Origin of the sequence: Pseudonocardia sp. CA-142604 (assembly GCF_050948475.1) — a bacterium.
GTDB classification, from domain to species: Bacteria; Actinomycetota; Actinomycetes; order Mycobacteriales; family Pseudonocardiaceae; genus Pseudonocardia; species Pseudonocardia alaniniphila.
Window position 1 is genome coordinate 2,850,354 of sequence record NZ_CP192045.1, and the last position, 12,854, is coordinate 2,863,207.

Below are 12,854 nucleotides of genomic sequence, written 5' to 3' on the forward strand. Positions count from 1 at the left end.
ACCGCGACGGTCGGCGCTCGTACGGTCGGGCCATGGCTACCGACCTCGAGCACTTCCGGATGACGATCGGCGGTAAAGCCGTCGACGCGCTGTCCGGCCGCACCTTCGAGTCGCAGAACCCCTACACGGGGGAGTCATGGGCCGTGGTGCCCGACGGGGGACCCGAGGACGTCGACGCTGCGGTGGCCGCTGCGCGGGCGGCCTTCGAGAGCGAGGAGTGGTCCGGGCTCACCGGGTTCGGGCGGGCGGCACTGCTACGCCGCCTGGGCGATCTCGTCACGGAGAACGCGGAGCGGCTGGCCCGGCTCGAGGTGAACGACTCGGGCAAGCTCTACCGCGAGATGATCGGCCAGCTGAACGGGATCGGCACCTGGTTCCACTACTACGCCGGGCTCGCCGACAAGATCGAGGGCCGCCAGATCCCTCCGGGCAATCCCAACTACCTCGTGTACACCCGCCGCGAGCCGGTCGGAGTGGTCGCGGCGATCACGCCGTGGAACTCTCCGCTGCTGCTGATGACCTGGAAGCTGGCCCCGGCGCTGGCGGCGGGCTGCACGGTCGTCGTCAAGCCGTCGGAGCACGCGCCGGCGTCAACGCTCGCGTTCGTCGAGCTGGTCGAGCGGGCCGGCTTCCCGGCGGGAGTGGTCAACGTCGTCACGGGCCTCTCCCGGGAGGTGGGCGCCACGCTCGCCGCGCACTCCGGCGTGGACAAGGTGGCGTTCACGGGGTCCACCGCCACCGGCAGGGCGGTCGCCGCGGCGGCCGCGGAGAACATCAACAAGGTCACGCTCGAGCTGGGCGGCAAGTCCCCGCAGATCGTCTTCCCGGACGCCGACCTGCAGGCAGCGGCCAACGGCCTGGTCGCAGGCGTGTTCGCCGCCACCGGTCAGACGTGCATGGCCGGGTCGCGGCTGATCGTGCACGCGGACGTCCACGACGAGCTGGTGGGCCTCGTGGCGGAGCGCGCGGCGCGGATCCGGCTCGGCGACCCGAACGACCCCAGCACCGAGATGGGTCCGGTCGCCAACCGGCCGCAGTACGAGAAGGTGCTCGGCTTCCTCGAGTCCGCTCGGGCCGAGGGCGCCACGATCGCCTACGGCGGTGCCGCCGACGAGGGGTTGGGCGGGCTGTTCGTCCGGCCGACCGTGCTCACCGACGTCACGCCGGGCTCCACGGTGGTGCGCGAGGAGGTGTTCGGCCCGGTGCTCGCCGCGCTCACGTTCACCGACGAGGACGAGGCGTTGAAGCTCGCCAACGACACCCCCTACGGGCTCGCCGGTGCCGTCTGGACGAAGGACGTGCACCGCGCCCACCGGGTGGCCGCACGGTTGCGCGCCGGCACCGTCTGGATCAACGCCTACCGCGTGGTCTCGCCGGGCGTGCCCTTCGGCGGGTTCGGCGCCAGCGGCCTCGGCCGGGAGAACGGTGCCGCCGGGCTCGACGAGTACCTCGAGAACAAGTCGGTGTGGGTCGAGCTCACCGGCGGCACCCGCGATCCGTTCACGCTGGGCTGATCACGGTCGTCAGGCCAGGACGCGTCGCCGGGCGAACCGGAGCTGCGGGTCGCGGCCGGTCATGACGCAGTACGTCGAGCCTCTCTGCCCGGACGCACCGCCGTGGCGGCCGTCGGGGGTCAGGGCGAGCACCCGCAGCTCTGCGCGGAACTCGTCGGGCAGCGTGGCGGCGTCGGCGAGCATGGCTGCGCACGCGGACTCCGGGTCGTCCCCGGCGGCGAGCCGGTCGACGACGACACGGGCGCCGGTGGCCCGGATGGCCAGCTCGCCCCGGCCGGTACACGCCGCGCCCCCGTAGCGCAGGTCGCAGTAGTTGCCTGCGCCGGCGATCGCCGAGTCGCCGACCCGGCCGGGGTACTTCCACGGGTAGCCACTCGTGGAGACGCCGACCACCAATTCACCGCTGCCGTCCAGGGCGAGGATGTTGATCGTGCCCCACGGCCCGTCGTGCGGGGACAGCCGCTTCACCAGCTCCAGCGCCGCGAGCCGGTAGGCGATGTCCCCGGAGCCACCTCGCGTGTTCTCGCCCTCCACGGACTCGCCGGTGACCGACAGCGCCTCCTTCCACTGCTGGCGCGCCTCGTCCGTGAGGAGCTCGGCCTTGCCGAACCCGCACTCGTCGGCGAAGAGCTCGGCGCCCTCGCCGACGAGCAGCGCGTGCTGGGGAAGGCGTTCCATGACGGCGCGGGCGACGGAGATCGGGTGGGGGTAGCCGTGGAGCGCGGCGACGGCCCCGAACGCCCGGGTGGAACCGACCATCACGGAGGCGTCAAGCTCGACCTCTCCGCGCGCGTTGGGCAGGCCCCCTGTGCCGACGTAGTGGTCGGCGAGGTTGTCCTCGCACAGCCGCAGGGCGGCCTCCACCGCGTCGAGCGCGGATCCGCCCGACAGGAGCACAGCCATCCCGGCGGGCAGGCCCGCCTCGCTCCGCTCGCTACCGATGATCACCGGTTCGGTCACCGGGCATGTCCTTTCGCCGTGGGGTCGTGGTTCGTACATGGGCCGGGTCCGGGGCTCAAGCGGACGCGCGGGCCAGGCCCATCAGCAGGCCGTCGGCGGTGACGGCGGGGCTGCTCGTGACGAACAGGGGGACGCCCGCCTCGGGGGCGCGGATCTCGGTCCGGTCGTTGCCGAGCAGGCCGCTGACCGTGCCGAGCAGGTCGCCGGCGTCCACGTCGGTGCCGGGTGCCACCGCGGGTTCCCACCATCCGGCTGTGGTCGTGCGCAACCACACCCAGCCGTCGTGCTCGACGGGCGGAGCGGCCGCGGCCGTGCCGGTGGACGGGCGGGTGTCGATCCCGAGGACGCGGGTGATGTTCGCGAGGCCCGTGAGATGACGGTCGACGCTCGCCCGGTCGAGGATGCCGTTCTGGCCGGCTTCCGCGGTGATCGACGGGATGCCGAGGTCGGCCGCCACGGCGGACGTGCTGCCCCCGACCGTGCGCCCGGCACGGGCCTGCCGGACGACGTGGCCGAGCCCGTAGGCGTGGGCCAGCCGGCGCGACTGCTCCTCCACGGGGGACTCGTCGTAGAGCACGAACGGCTCGAGTGCTTCGGGAAGGTCGCCCGCGTGCAGGTCGAGCAGGTAGTCCGTCGGCCGGATGAAGGCCTCGGTGATGTGGTGCGCCAGCACCTCGGTGAACGTGCCGCCGGGATCGCCGGGGAAGCTCCTGTTGAGGTTCTTCTCGTCGAGCGGGACGACGAACGCGGACCGCTCCCAGAAGGACAGCAGGTTCACGACCGGTACCGCGGTGATCCGCCCGTGGACCCACGCGGGGTCGAGGGCACGGGCGAACTCGCGGACCGCGGCGATGGAGGTGTACTCGGCGCCGTGGACCCCGGCGATCACGGTGAGATGTGGGCCGGCTGACTTCCCGGCCACCTCGACGTAGGGAACGGCCAGTGCGCCGTCGGGGAGAGGGACGATCAACTCGTGCACATCGTGCAGGTTGCGCGTCGGGCCGCTGTCGAGGGAACCGTCCCGCCGCGGGTGTGGGTGGCGTCACCACTCACGGAGCCCGTCGGCGGGTGGGTGGAGCTCAGCTCGCGTAGGCGCGCAACCTGTCGGCCCGCTCGCCGATGCGGAGCTTTGCCATCACCTCGCGCTCGATCTGCCGGACACGCTCCCGGGAGAGCCCGAAGCGACGTCCGATCTGGTCGAGCGTGCACGGCTGACCGTCGTCGAGGCCGTAGCGCATCCGGATGACCTGCTGCTCGCGGTCGTCCAGGGTGGCCAGGACGCGCCGCAGGTCGTCGTGCAGCAGGTGCGAGATCACGGTGGTCTCGGCGTCGGTGGCCTCGCCGTCCTCGATGAAGTCGCCGAGCGGCGCCTCCTCCTCGGACCCCACCGGCATGTCCAGGCTCACCGGGTCGCGAGCGTGGTCCAGCAGGTCGGAGATCTTCTCCTCGGCGATGCCGGACTCGGCCGCCAGCTCCTCGTGAGTGGCGTCGCGTCCGAGCTTCTGGTGCAGATCGCGCTTGATCCGGGCCAGCTTGTTCACCTGCTCCACGAGGTGGACGGGCAGCCGGATCGTGCGGGCCTGGTCGGCCATGCCGCGCGTGATCGCCTGCCGGATCCACCAGGTGGCGTAGGTGGAGAACTTGAAGCCCTTGGCGTAGTCGAACTTCTCGACCGCCCTGATCAGGCCCAGGTTGCCCTCCTGGATCAGGTCCAGGAGCGGCATCCCGCGGCCGGTGTAGCGCTTCGCGAGCGAGACCACGAGCCGGAGGTTGGCCTCCAGCAGGTGGTTACGCGCTCGCATACCGTCGCGGACCACGGAACGCAGGTCGGCCGCGTACCGGGCCTCCAGCTCCGTGCCCTCCTCGGCAGTCGAGTCGAGCACGTGCTGGGCGAACACCCCGGCCTCGATCCGCTTGGCCAGCTCGACCTCCTGCGCCGCGGAAAGCAGCGCCGTCTTGCCGATCCCGTTCAGGTACACGCGCACCAGATCGGCAGCCGGGCTCTGAGCGTCCAGGTCCTCCGCGGACAGCTCCGGACGTTCCGAGGTGGCCTCGGAGTGGTCGGAGTCGGTACGCTGCGTTGGGATGGTTGGACCGGCTGCGTTCGTGGGCCCGTTCTTCGTGGGCGCTGTCATCTATCCTCCCCTGCCGCCACCCGGCGGGGCGCTGTCGGTCGCCTTCGCCGGGGTTCTCAGCAGCTTCAACGCGTCCATGCGACAGAACGTTCCCGCAGCACTGTGGCGCACAGCGCTTTCTCAGCGGCCCCTCAGACTGGGCATCCGCGGACCGGGCGTCCCCGAATCGGACATCAGGGAGCAGGCACCCGCGGGGTAGCTCCCGGGTCCGCCACGGCGTCCTCGGCCCGGTTCCGGCCGCGACCCCTGACCGACCTCGCCCGCCGCGGCACCGACAGCTCGTGCACGGTCTCCATGAGAGGTGGCCAGTCCTTCCGCAACGCGTCGCGGCCCATGAACAGCCCGAGGTGGCCGCCGGTGGCGGTGCGGATCTGGATGTCCTCCGGCGGCGTGCCCACCGCGTCGGCGGCCGCGAACAGCTGCGGGGGCGGCGTGATGTGGTCGGTCGAGCCGGCCAGCAGGAACAGCGGACATGTGATGGCAGTCATATCGGCCCGCCTGCCGTCGATCACGAGATCACCGGAGATGAGCTCGTTGCCCCAGAACAGGTGCTCCACCAGCCACAGGTAGAACGCACCCGGGATGTCCTGGGTGTATTTGAACCAGTCCTCGAACACGCGGTAGCGCTCCACGTGCTTGGCATCGTCGATGTGCTCGAGCAGTTGCAGCTGACGGGAGATCTCGGACTGTGGCTGGATCGCGATGAAGTTCGACAGCACGGCCTTGCCGGGCATGTTGCCGCCGCCCATCGCGACGAGCGCCTTGTACGGGGCGAGGCCGAACGCGCTGGTGAGCGTCCGCGTGGAGGAGGCGATCACCGACTCGCCCGCGTGGAAGTCGATCGGAGCGCCCGCCAGCGTGAGGGTGTTCACGCGCTCGGGGTGCAGCGCGGCGTAGATCGTGGCGAGCCACCCGCCCTGGCAGTCGCCGATGAGGTTGGCGCGCCCGCCCATCAGCTCGATCGATCGCTCGATGACGTCGAGGTAGTCGGTGATGGTGACGCCGGTCGTCTCCGAGGTCGCGGGACGCCAGTCGAGCACGTAGAGCCGGGTCAGGCCCGAGGCCTTGATCACTGCGAGCTGGCTCTGCGTGGGGGAGAAGTCGACCACGCTGGAGGAGTGCCCGGCCTGCGGCGGCAGCACCAGCGTCGGTACGACTCCGGCTGTGCCGGAATCGGCGGGTGGGTCGCTGAAGTCGCGCAGGTGCGCGAACGGCGTGCTGAGAACGATCTTGTTGGGAAGGTGCCAGCCGGGGACACTGCGGTCGCGCATGGCGCGCCACCAACGCAGGCTCCGGTCGGCCAGCTCGAACGGGCTCGTTGAACGGGCCAGGGCATCGCCCCAGAGCGCACCGCTTGCCCGGGTCAGCTCGGCGAGGCCGCCTGCGGCCGCCGCCGTGTTGTAGCCGGTGAGGTGCGCCAGGGCGGCCACGAGGTCGGCCGGCCCGTTCTGTTGCGTGCCAGTACTCGAGATCGCGGACATGGCGAACTCCCATCAACAGTGAGGGGGTGAGGAGGAAGACCCGAGTCGTTTGGCTTCCGACAATCGAGTTACCAGACAGTAGCTCCGTCTGTCCGGCCCGGCAACATCGAGTGATGATGGCGTTTCGCGGCGGGGGGCGCGAAAGGCGATGATGGGTGTATGAGCGCAGCGCAGGCGGGACCCGACGATTCGACGGACGACGGCCCGCCGGTCACCACGCCATGGGTCGCCCAGATGAACGCGCTGGGAGAGTTCATCCGGGCTCAGCGGCGGCTGGCCAATCTGTCATTGCGGGAGATGGCGTCGATGACGAGCGTCTCCAATGCATATCTCAGCCAGGTGGAACGCGGCCTGCACCAGCCGTCGCTGAAAGTCCTGCGCTCGATCGCCGACGCATTGCAACTCTCCACGGAGCAACTGCTCTCGCAGGCCGGCTGGGTCACGGGAACGGGGTCCGCGTCGAGTGGCTCGGCCGACTCGGGTGGCACCGAGGAGGCGATCCGCAAGGACCCGCGGCTCACTCCGGAACAGCGCACGGCGCTGCTGGGCGTCTACCGGAGCTTCGTCAACGGTGCCTCGGGTTGAGAGGGCGGGATCACACCCACCTTGCTTGACATACTTATCGCCGGTGCGCAGTCTAGGTAGCGCCAGACGTCACCGAGCACGAAAGGCACCGAGCCATGAGCGCTCCGACCGACCAGTTCATCGAGATCGCCAACCGCACGCAGGAGGCCGTCACCACGGCCGTGCGTACGTGGGCGGACACCGTTCAGACCTTCACCGGGAGCGTCACCGGCTCCCGCCCGTCGCTGCCCAACGCTCAGGGCGCCGTCGACCGGTACTTCGACTTCGCCGAGCAGATCCTGGAGAGCCAGCGCCGCATCGCCAAGACGGTGCTGACCGCCGGTGCCCAGGCTGCGGAGACCATGACCGAGCAGGCCGCACGCACTGCGGAGACGGTGGCCCAGCGCACCGCCAGCGCCACCGAGACCGCGGTCAACAAGGCCGCCGACGTCGGCAAGGCCGCCGCCGAGCAGACTACCGCCACGGCTCGCGCCGCCCGGAACGCCGCCGACAAGTGAGCTGACAGCGGCGCGCCCGGCGCCGCAGCAGCACACGGCACGACGGCAGAAGAAGCCCCGCCCGGTCCAGCCGGACGGGGCTTCCGTCGCAGCCGTAGCCTGGCCGTCGACTCAGACGTCCACGAGCACGGTGAACGGCCCGTCGTTCACCGACTCGACCTCCATCATGGCGCCGAACACCCCCGTGGCAACGGTGGCGCCGCGCTCCCGCAGCGCCGCCACCACCGCCTCGACCAGCGGCTCGGCCTGCTCCGGCGGGGCGGCAGCAGACCAGGACGGCCGACGTCCCTTGCGCGTGTCGCCGTACAGCGTGAACTGGCTGACCACCAGCAGTGGCGCGTCCAGCTCGGCGCACGACCGCTCGTCGGCCAGGATGCGCAGCTCGTGCAGCTTGCGGGCCATGACGGGCACGGCGTCGGGGCCGTCAGCACGGGCCACGCCGAGCAGCACCAGCAGCCCCGGCCCGTCGATCCGGCCGACGACCTCCCCGTCCACACGTACCTCGGCCCGGCTCACGCGCGCGGCCACCGCCCTCACCGAGCCCGCTCCCCGGCGGGCACCAGCACGCCGTGCCGCACGAACTCACGCACCGCGGGGAGCGTCGCGGTGACCAGCTCGCCGGTGGGCCGGTCGTGGGCGAACGACAGCAGCTCCAGAAGCTCGCTCAGGGGCAGTACTCCTTGGCACCCGGCCAGCAGCGCGGCGGCGGGGCCGTCGACCTCGTGGCGCCACCGCGGGCCGTCCCGCCGGGCGACGGCGGAGCCCACCTCCGTCCAGCCCTCCGCGCCGGGTTCGGCGTAGGTCTCCAGCAGCACCGACGGCGCCACGGTCAGCCGCTCCGCCAGTAGCGCCGCGTCACCGCTGTGCTCACGCAGCCAGTCCACCCGGTCCAGCCAGCCCTCGACCTCCGGCCCGAGCGGGTCGTCCACGTCGCCGGGGAGGTCCTCGAACACCACCACGGGATCGCCGCCGGGTCGGCTGCCGCCCGGGCGGCGCAACGTGATGAAGCCGAAGCCGACGGCCTCCACCCGCTCGCGCTCCAGCCAGTCCAGCCACGCACCGGCCTCCTCACGGGCTGCCGGTGAGGTGAGGTCGATCCCGGAGTCGCGCTGCCACGTGCCGACGTGCAGTGCCGGATCGGCCACCTCGCGCTGCACGACCCAGGCGTCGATCCCGCCGGGCAGCCACGACCGCACCCGCTCGGGCCAGTCCTCGCCGCGGACGTGCAGCCACGAGCCGAGCAGCTGCGCCACGCCACCAGGTTCGAGGTGCTCGGGCAGGGACCGGATCAGCGCGGCGAGCGCTGCGTCGCCGCTCTGCCCGGAGTCGCGGTAGACGTAGTCCACGCGGGCCGGGCCGGGCACGAACGGCGGGTTGGAGACGATCTGGTCGAACCGGCGCCCGGCCACCGGCTCCAGCCACGGCCCGTCCACCAGCTCGACGTCGAGGGCGTTGAGGTTGAAGGTGGCGCGGGCCATCGCGAGGGCGCGCGGGGCGACGTCGGTGCCCGTGACGCTGCGGGCGTGCCGGGTGGCGTGCAGGGCTTGCACCCCGCATCCGGTGCCCAGGTCGAGCAGCGACCCCACCGGGCGGCGGGCGGTGGCCGCCGCGAGCGTCAGTGACGCGGCACCCACCCCGGTGACGTGGTCGCGCTCCTGGCGGCGCTGGTCGAGGTCGGAGAACACCCACCAGTCGCCGTCGGTGTCGCCGTAGGGGCGCAGGTCGAGCTCGGCCACCCAGCCGCCCGATACCTCCCGGAGCAACCCGGCCGCGGCCGCGTCGGCCGGAGTGAGCGGGGCGAGCGCGGCGGCGACGGCCGCGTCCGGCTCGACCGCGCCGAGCAGCAGCAGGCGCACGAGTACGCCGAGCTCCCCGCCGTCGCGGGTCGCGCGGAAGGCCGGCTCCACCTCTCCCCGTCCGAGCGCGGCATGCGCCGCGGCCCCGAGCAGTGCCCGGACGCCGTCGGTGGTGTAGCCGGTCCGGAGCAGTGCGGTGCGCAGTGCGTCGGCGGAGGCGGGTGAGAGGTGGGGCAGCACAGCAGAAATCCTCTCAGCCGCGGTTGCGGCGCTACTCTTCCGCCGTGCCCATTCGCCTGAGCCAGGACGCCGACGCCGACGCACTGCTCGACCGGGACCCGTTCGCGCTGCTGGTCGGCATGCTGCTCGACCAGCAGTTCCCGATGGAGCGTGCCTTCGCCGGCCCGGCCCTGCTCGCGCAGCGCCTCGGCCGCACCGAGCTCGACCCGCGCGAGCTCGCCTCCTACGATCCTGCCGCGTTGGTCGAGATCTTCCGGGGGCCGCCCGCGGTGCACCGCTACCCGGGATCGATGGCCGGGCGCGTGCAGGCGCTGGCCGCCGCGGTGGTCGACCAGTACGACGGCGACGTCACCCTCATGTGGCGCGACGTCCAGGACGGCCACGAGCTGTTCGGCAGGATCGCCGCCCTGCCGGGGTTCGGCAAGCAGAAGGCACAGATCTTCACCGCGCTGCTCGGCAAGCAGCGCGGGGTGACGCCGCCGGGATGGCGCGAGGCGGCCGGTAGCTACGGCGACGACGGCTCGTACCGCTCGGTCGCCGACGTCGTCGACCCCGACTCCCTCGTCCGGGTCCGCGAGTTCAAGCAGGCGGCCAAGGCCGCCGCGAAGAGCGGAGTGGCTCCGGCGAAGGGCTGACGCCGGGGCACTAGCATCGAATCGTGCACCAGGTGCCTCCTGCACTCCGCGACGTCCGCGTGGTCGACCCCGACCAGGTGTGCGACGCCGCGGCCGTGCTCGCCGACGGTGAGCAGCTGCAGCACTCCGCGGCCGTCCTCGACGCGCTCGGCGACGTGCACCGGCTGAGCATCCTGCTCGCCTTGCACCACGCCGGCGACCTCTGCGTGTCCGACCTGGCCTTCGCGGTCGGCATGAGCGACAGCTCCGTGTCCCACGCGCTGCGGCTGCTGCGGGCGCACGGGATGGTCACCGCGCAGCGTCAGGGCAGGTTGGTCCGGTACCGCGTGGTCGGCGAGCTGACCACACGGCTGCTCGACGTCGTGTCGGAAGGTGTGGTCGGCGACGTCGAACTGCACGCGCACCGCGGATCGGGCGCGCATCTGGACGCCGTGCCCGCCGTCAGCGACTGACCGGGCGCAGCCGTCAGGAGGCGGCGCGGGTCGACAGGCGCGCCGATCGCGTGAGTGGCACGATGGACCGTGGAGGCGGACGAAGGGCCAGCGGCCGGGCCACCGCTCAGTGTCAGCACCGCCGGGTGCCGGCGCCGTCTCGGCCAATGAGGGAGTTCCCGTGGCAGATCCGCACCGCGCGGTGGAGCCGGTCCTGATCACCGACGCAGCTCTCTCCTACGAGGAGGAGCTGGCCACCCGCAAGCGCCGCTACAAGATCATGATGGGGATGCGCATCCCGTGCATGGTGCTGGCGGCCGTCTTCTACCAGATTCCGTGGCTCGCGGTCACGCTGCTCGTGCTGTCCATCCCGCTGCCGTGGATCGCCGTCCTGATCGCCAACGACCGCCTGCCCAGGAAGACGGAGTCCGTCAATAGATATAAGGCCGAGCGGCGCCAGGTCGAGGCGCGTGACCACCCGGTCATCGAGGGCTGACCGCCGTCGGGGGACGGGCCCCGTTGTGGCGCACTGCGGCCGCCCCGGCCACGCAGCCCGCCCGTAGGGACTCGGCGGGGTCCGCGCTTCCCAGCCACGCGACGAGCAGCCCGGCGTCGAACGCGTCGCCTGCGCCCGTCGGATCGACCGCGTCGACCTGCTGGGCGGGCGCGTGCCAGCGGCCGTCGTCGTCGATCCAGCGGGCCCCGCGGGCCCCGTCCGTCACGGCGACAGCCCGCGCCGTGCCCGTCGTGATCAGGTCCGCCGCGGAGCCGCCGAGTGCGCCGAGCTCGTCGGCGTTGGGCAGCAGCAGGTCGACTCCGCGCACCCACTCCCGGAACGCCACGGTGAGCGCGGGTGCCGCCTGCGGGTCGACGGACGTGGTCATCCCCGCCGCGCGGGCGGCGGCCAGTGCCGCGAGCCCGGCCGGGCGGGACGTCGGGTCGAGCAGTACGTAGCCGGACAGGTGCAGGTGGTCGTTCTCGTCCAGCGCGGGGAGGTCGGCCGGCTGCAGGCGGGCGGCCGCGCCCCGGTCCGACAGCATGGTGCGATCGCCGTTCTCCACCAGCACCACGACGGTGCACGTCGGCTCGTCCGGGTCCACGGTCACCGCGGGCAGCACGCCGGCCGCGGCCAGCTCCGCCACGGCCGCGCGGCCTGCGGCGTCGGCACCCACCCGTGCGACCAGCGTGACCTCGGCACCGAGGTGGGCGAGCCAGGCCGCGGTGTTCGCTCCGGCGCCACCGCTCTCGGTCCGGATCCGCGCAGGCACGTCCGCCCCGGTGACGGCGGGCATCTGCGGTGCCACGAGCACATCGACGCCGATGTCGCCGACCACGACGATCCGCGGGCGGCGCCCGGGGCTCACGGGTGCCGCCCAGCGGAGGCGAGCGCGACGGCGACCTGCGCGGCCAGCTCCGCGTTGGCCCGCACGAGCGCGAGGTTCGTATGCAGGCTCGCTCCGCCGCTGCCGGCGTGGAAGTGCTCCAGAAGCGCAGGCGTGACGTCCTTGCCGCTGATCCCGCGCCGCGCGACGAGCGCCATGCCCTCGTCCAGCAGGCGGTCGTGCAGCCCGGCGTCGAGCTCGTCGCCGGTAGGTACGGGCTGGGCCAGCACCATCCCGGCGGGTGACCCCAGCGCGCGGTGGGCGCGCCACACGGCGGCGGCATCGGCGGGGGTGTCCACGCGCCAGGGCACGGGATGGCCGGAGTCGCGCCGGTAGAACCCGGGGAACGCGTCGGTGCGGTAGCCCAGCACGGGCACCGACGCCGTCTCCAGCACCTCGAGGGTGGCGGGCACGTCCAGGATCGACTTCACCCCTGAGCAGACGACGAGCACGCCCGTGGAGGCCAGGGCGGCGAGGTCCGCGGAGACGTCCCAGCTGTCCCGGGCGCCGCGGTGCACCCCGCCCAGGCCTCCGGTGGCGAAGAGCGGCACGCCGACCGCGTACGCGAGCGCCGCCGTGGCCGCCACCGTGGTGGCACCGTCCCGGCGTAGGCCGACGGCCACGCCGAGGTCGCGGACCGACAGCTTGACGAGCCCACCGCCGCACACCCGGTCCAGCTCGGCAGGGGAGAGCCCCACGCGAGGCACCCCGTCGAGCACGGCGACCGTGGCAGGCACGGCGCCGTGGCGGCGGACCGCTGCCTCGAGATCGTCGGCGGCGGCCCGGTTCTGCGGGCTCGGCAGCCCGTGCGCGAGCAGCGTGCTCTCCAGCGCGACGACGGGACGCCCATCGGCGACGGCGTCGGCGACCTCCGCCGCCAACGCGACGGGTGCGGGCGGTGGGGCGGGTGGGGAGACGGGAACCGGCACGTGCGGCATCATGGACGACATGGCCACCCAGGTGCTGCCCGACGTCGAGACCCGCCCAGAGGGCACCGACACGACGGGCAACGACGAGCCCAAGATGTTCCACTACGTGAAGAAGAACAAGATCGCGGAGAGCGCGGTCCTGGGGAACATGGTGGTGGCGCTCTGCGGCGAGACGTTCCCGGTCACGAGATCGCCCAAGCCGGGGTCTCCCGTGTGCCCGGACTGCAAGAAGATCTACGACACCTTGCGGCCCGGCGGCGACGCCTGAT

15 protein-coding genes are annotated in these 12,854 nt (G+C 72.5%); 7 read left to right on the top strand and 8 right to left on the bottom strand.

Going from position 1 to position 12,854, the window contains the following annotated elements:
- The first annotated feature begins 32 nt into the window (after positions 1 to 32).
- Positions 33 to 1,514 carry an aldehyde dehydrogenase gene (locus tag ACQPZQ_RS13105; RefSeq protein ID WP_433295406.1) on the top strand — a complete coding sequence of 494 codons (1,482 nt, stop codon included), beginning with the start codon at positions 33 to 35 and terminating at the stop codon, positions 1,512 to 1,514.
- A 9-nt stretch (positions 1,515 to 1,523) separates the two neighbouring features.
- Here the strand turns inward: ACQPZQ_RS13105 and ACQPZQ_RS13110 are convergent, their stop codons facing one another.
- The 4 genes from ACQPZQ_RS13110 to ACQPZQ_RS13125 form a co-directional block, all read right to left on the bottom strand.
- Entirely contained in the window at positions 1,524 to 2,474 is a 951-nt protein-coding gene (locus tag ACQPZQ_RS13110; protein WP_433295408.1) for a N(4)-(beta-N-acetylglucosaminyl)-L-asparaginase, read from the bottom strand.
- 55 nt (positions 2,475 to 2,529) lie between these two features.
- Entirely contained in the window at positions 2,530 to 3,453 is a 924-nt protein-coding gene (locus ACQPZQ_RS13115) for a succinylglutamate desuccinylase/aspartoacylase family protein (protein WP_433295410.1), read from the bottom strand.
- Between the two features lie 100 nt (positions 3,454 to 3,553).
- The gene (locus ACQPZQ_RS13120) at positions 3,554 to 4,609 is read right to left on the bottom strand and encodes a sigma-70 family RNA polymerase sigma factor (protein WP_433295412.1); all 1,056 of its coding nucleotides are present in this window, start codon (positions 4,607 to 4,609) and stop codon (positions 3,554 to 3,556) included.
- Between the two features lie 173 nt (positions 4,610 to 4,782).
- The gene (locus ACQPZQ_RS13125) at positions 4,783 to 6,090 is read right to left on the bottom strand and encodes an alpha/beta fold hydrolase (RefSeq protein WP_433295414.1); all 1,308 of its coding nucleotides are present in this window, start codon (positions 6,088 to 6,090) and stop codon (positions 4,783 to 4,785) included.
- Between the two features lie 159 nt (positions 6,091 to 6,249).
- Between ACQPZQ_RS13125 and ACQPZQ_RS13130 the strand changes: the two genes are divergently transcribed.
- Together ACQPZQ_RS13130 and ACQPZQ_RS13135 are read left to right on the top strand one after the other, a co-directional pair.
- Entirely contained in the window at positions 6,250 to 6,675 is a 426-nt protein-coding gene (locus ACQPZQ_RS13130) for a helix-turn-helix domain-containing protein (protein WP_433295416.1), read from the top strand.
- 95 nt (positions 6,676 to 6,770) lie between these two features.
- Positions 6,771 to 7,172 (top strand): hypothetical protein, encoded by a 402-nt coding sequence (locus tag ACQPZQ_RS13135; protein WP_241039327.1) that lies wholly within the window; start codon positions 6,771 to 6,773, stop codon positions 7,170 to 7,172.
- Between the two features lie 111 nt (positions 7,173 to 7,283).
- Here ACQPZQ_RS13135 and dtd read toward each other — a convergent pair whose 3' ends face one another.
- Both dtd and ACQPZQ_RS13145 read right to left on the bottom strand, forming a co-directional pair.
- Positions 7,284 to 7,709, bottom strand: a complete 426-nt coding sequence (dtd, locus tag ACQPZQ_RS13140; RefSeq protein ID WP_433295418.1) for a D-aminoacyl-tRNA deacylase — start codon at positions 7,707 to 7,709, stop codon at positions 7,284 to 7,286.
- Positions 7,706 to 9,208 carry a DUF7059 domain-containing protein gene (locus ACQPZQ_RS13145; RefSeq protein WP_433295420.1) on the bottom strand — a complete coding sequence of 501 codons (1,503 nt, stop codon included), beginning with the start codon at positions 9,206 to 9,208 and terminating at the stop codon, positions 7,706 to 7,708. Before ACQPZQ_RS13145 ends, dtd begins: the two co-directional genes overlap by 4 nt.
- A 44-nt stretch (positions 9,209 to 9,252) precedes the next feature.
- Between ACQPZQ_RS13145 and ACQPZQ_RS13150 the strand changes: the two genes are divergently transcribed.
- From ACQPZQ_RS13150 to ACQPZQ_RS13160, 3 genes are all read left to right on the top strand, one after another.
- Positions 9,253 to 9,843 (top strand): HhH-GPD-type base excision DNA repair protein, encoded by a 591-nt coding sequence (locus tag ACQPZQ_RS13150; RefSeq protein ID WP_433295422.1) that lies wholly within the window; start codon positions 9,253 to 9,255, stop codon positions 9,841 to 9,843.
- 23 nt (positions 9,844 to 9,866) lie between these two features.
- Positions 9,867 to 10,295 (top strand): ArsR/SmtB family transcription factor, encoded by a 429-nt coding sequence (locus ACQPZQ_RS13155; RefSeq protein WP_433295424.1) that lies wholly within the window; start codon positions 9,867 to 9,869, stop codon positions 10,293 to 10,295.
- 160 nt (positions 10,296 to 10,455) lie between these two features.
- The gene (locus ACQPZQ_RS13160) at positions 10,456 to 10,770 is read left to right on the top strand and encodes a DUF3099 domain-containing protein (RefSeq protein ID WP_241039332.1); all 315 of its coding nucleotides are present in this window, start codon (positions 10,456 to 10,458) and stop codon (positions 10,768 to 10,770) included.
- On the opposite strand, the gene ACQPZQ_RS13165 is transcribed toward ACQPZQ_RS13160, so the two are convergent.
- Both ACQPZQ_RS13165 and ACQPZQ_RS13170 read right to left on the bottom strand, forming a co-directional pair.
- Positions 10,757 to 11,566 carry a carbohydrate kinase family protein gene (locus tag ACQPZQ_RS13165; protein WP_433299168.1) on the bottom strand — a complete coding sequence of 270 codons (810 nt, stop codon included), beginning with the start codon at positions 11,564 to 11,566 and terminating at the stop codon, positions 10,757 to 10,759. The two genes, ACQPZQ_RS13160 and ACQPZQ_RS13165, sit on opposite strands and share 14 nt — an antisense overlap.
- A 68-nt stretch (positions 11,567 to 11,634) precedes the next feature.
- Positions 11,635 to 12,594, bottom strand: coding sequence for a pseudouridine-5'-phosphate glycosidase (locus ACQPZQ_RS13170; RefSeq protein WP_433299170.1), 960 nt, complete (start codon positions 12,592 to 12,594; stop codon positions 11,635 to 11,637).
- 10 nt (positions 12,595 to 12,604) lie between these two features.
- Here ACQPZQ_RS13170 and ACQPZQ_RS13175 point away from each other — a divergent pair, with 10 nt between their 5' ends.
- Complete coding sequence (locus tag ACQPZQ_RS13175; RefSeq protein ID WP_241039334.1) at positions 12,605 to 12,853, top strand: DUF3039 domain-containing protein; 249 nt, start codon at positions 12,605 to 12,607, stop codon at positions 12,851 to 12,853.
- Position 12,854 lies beyond the last annotated feature (1 nt).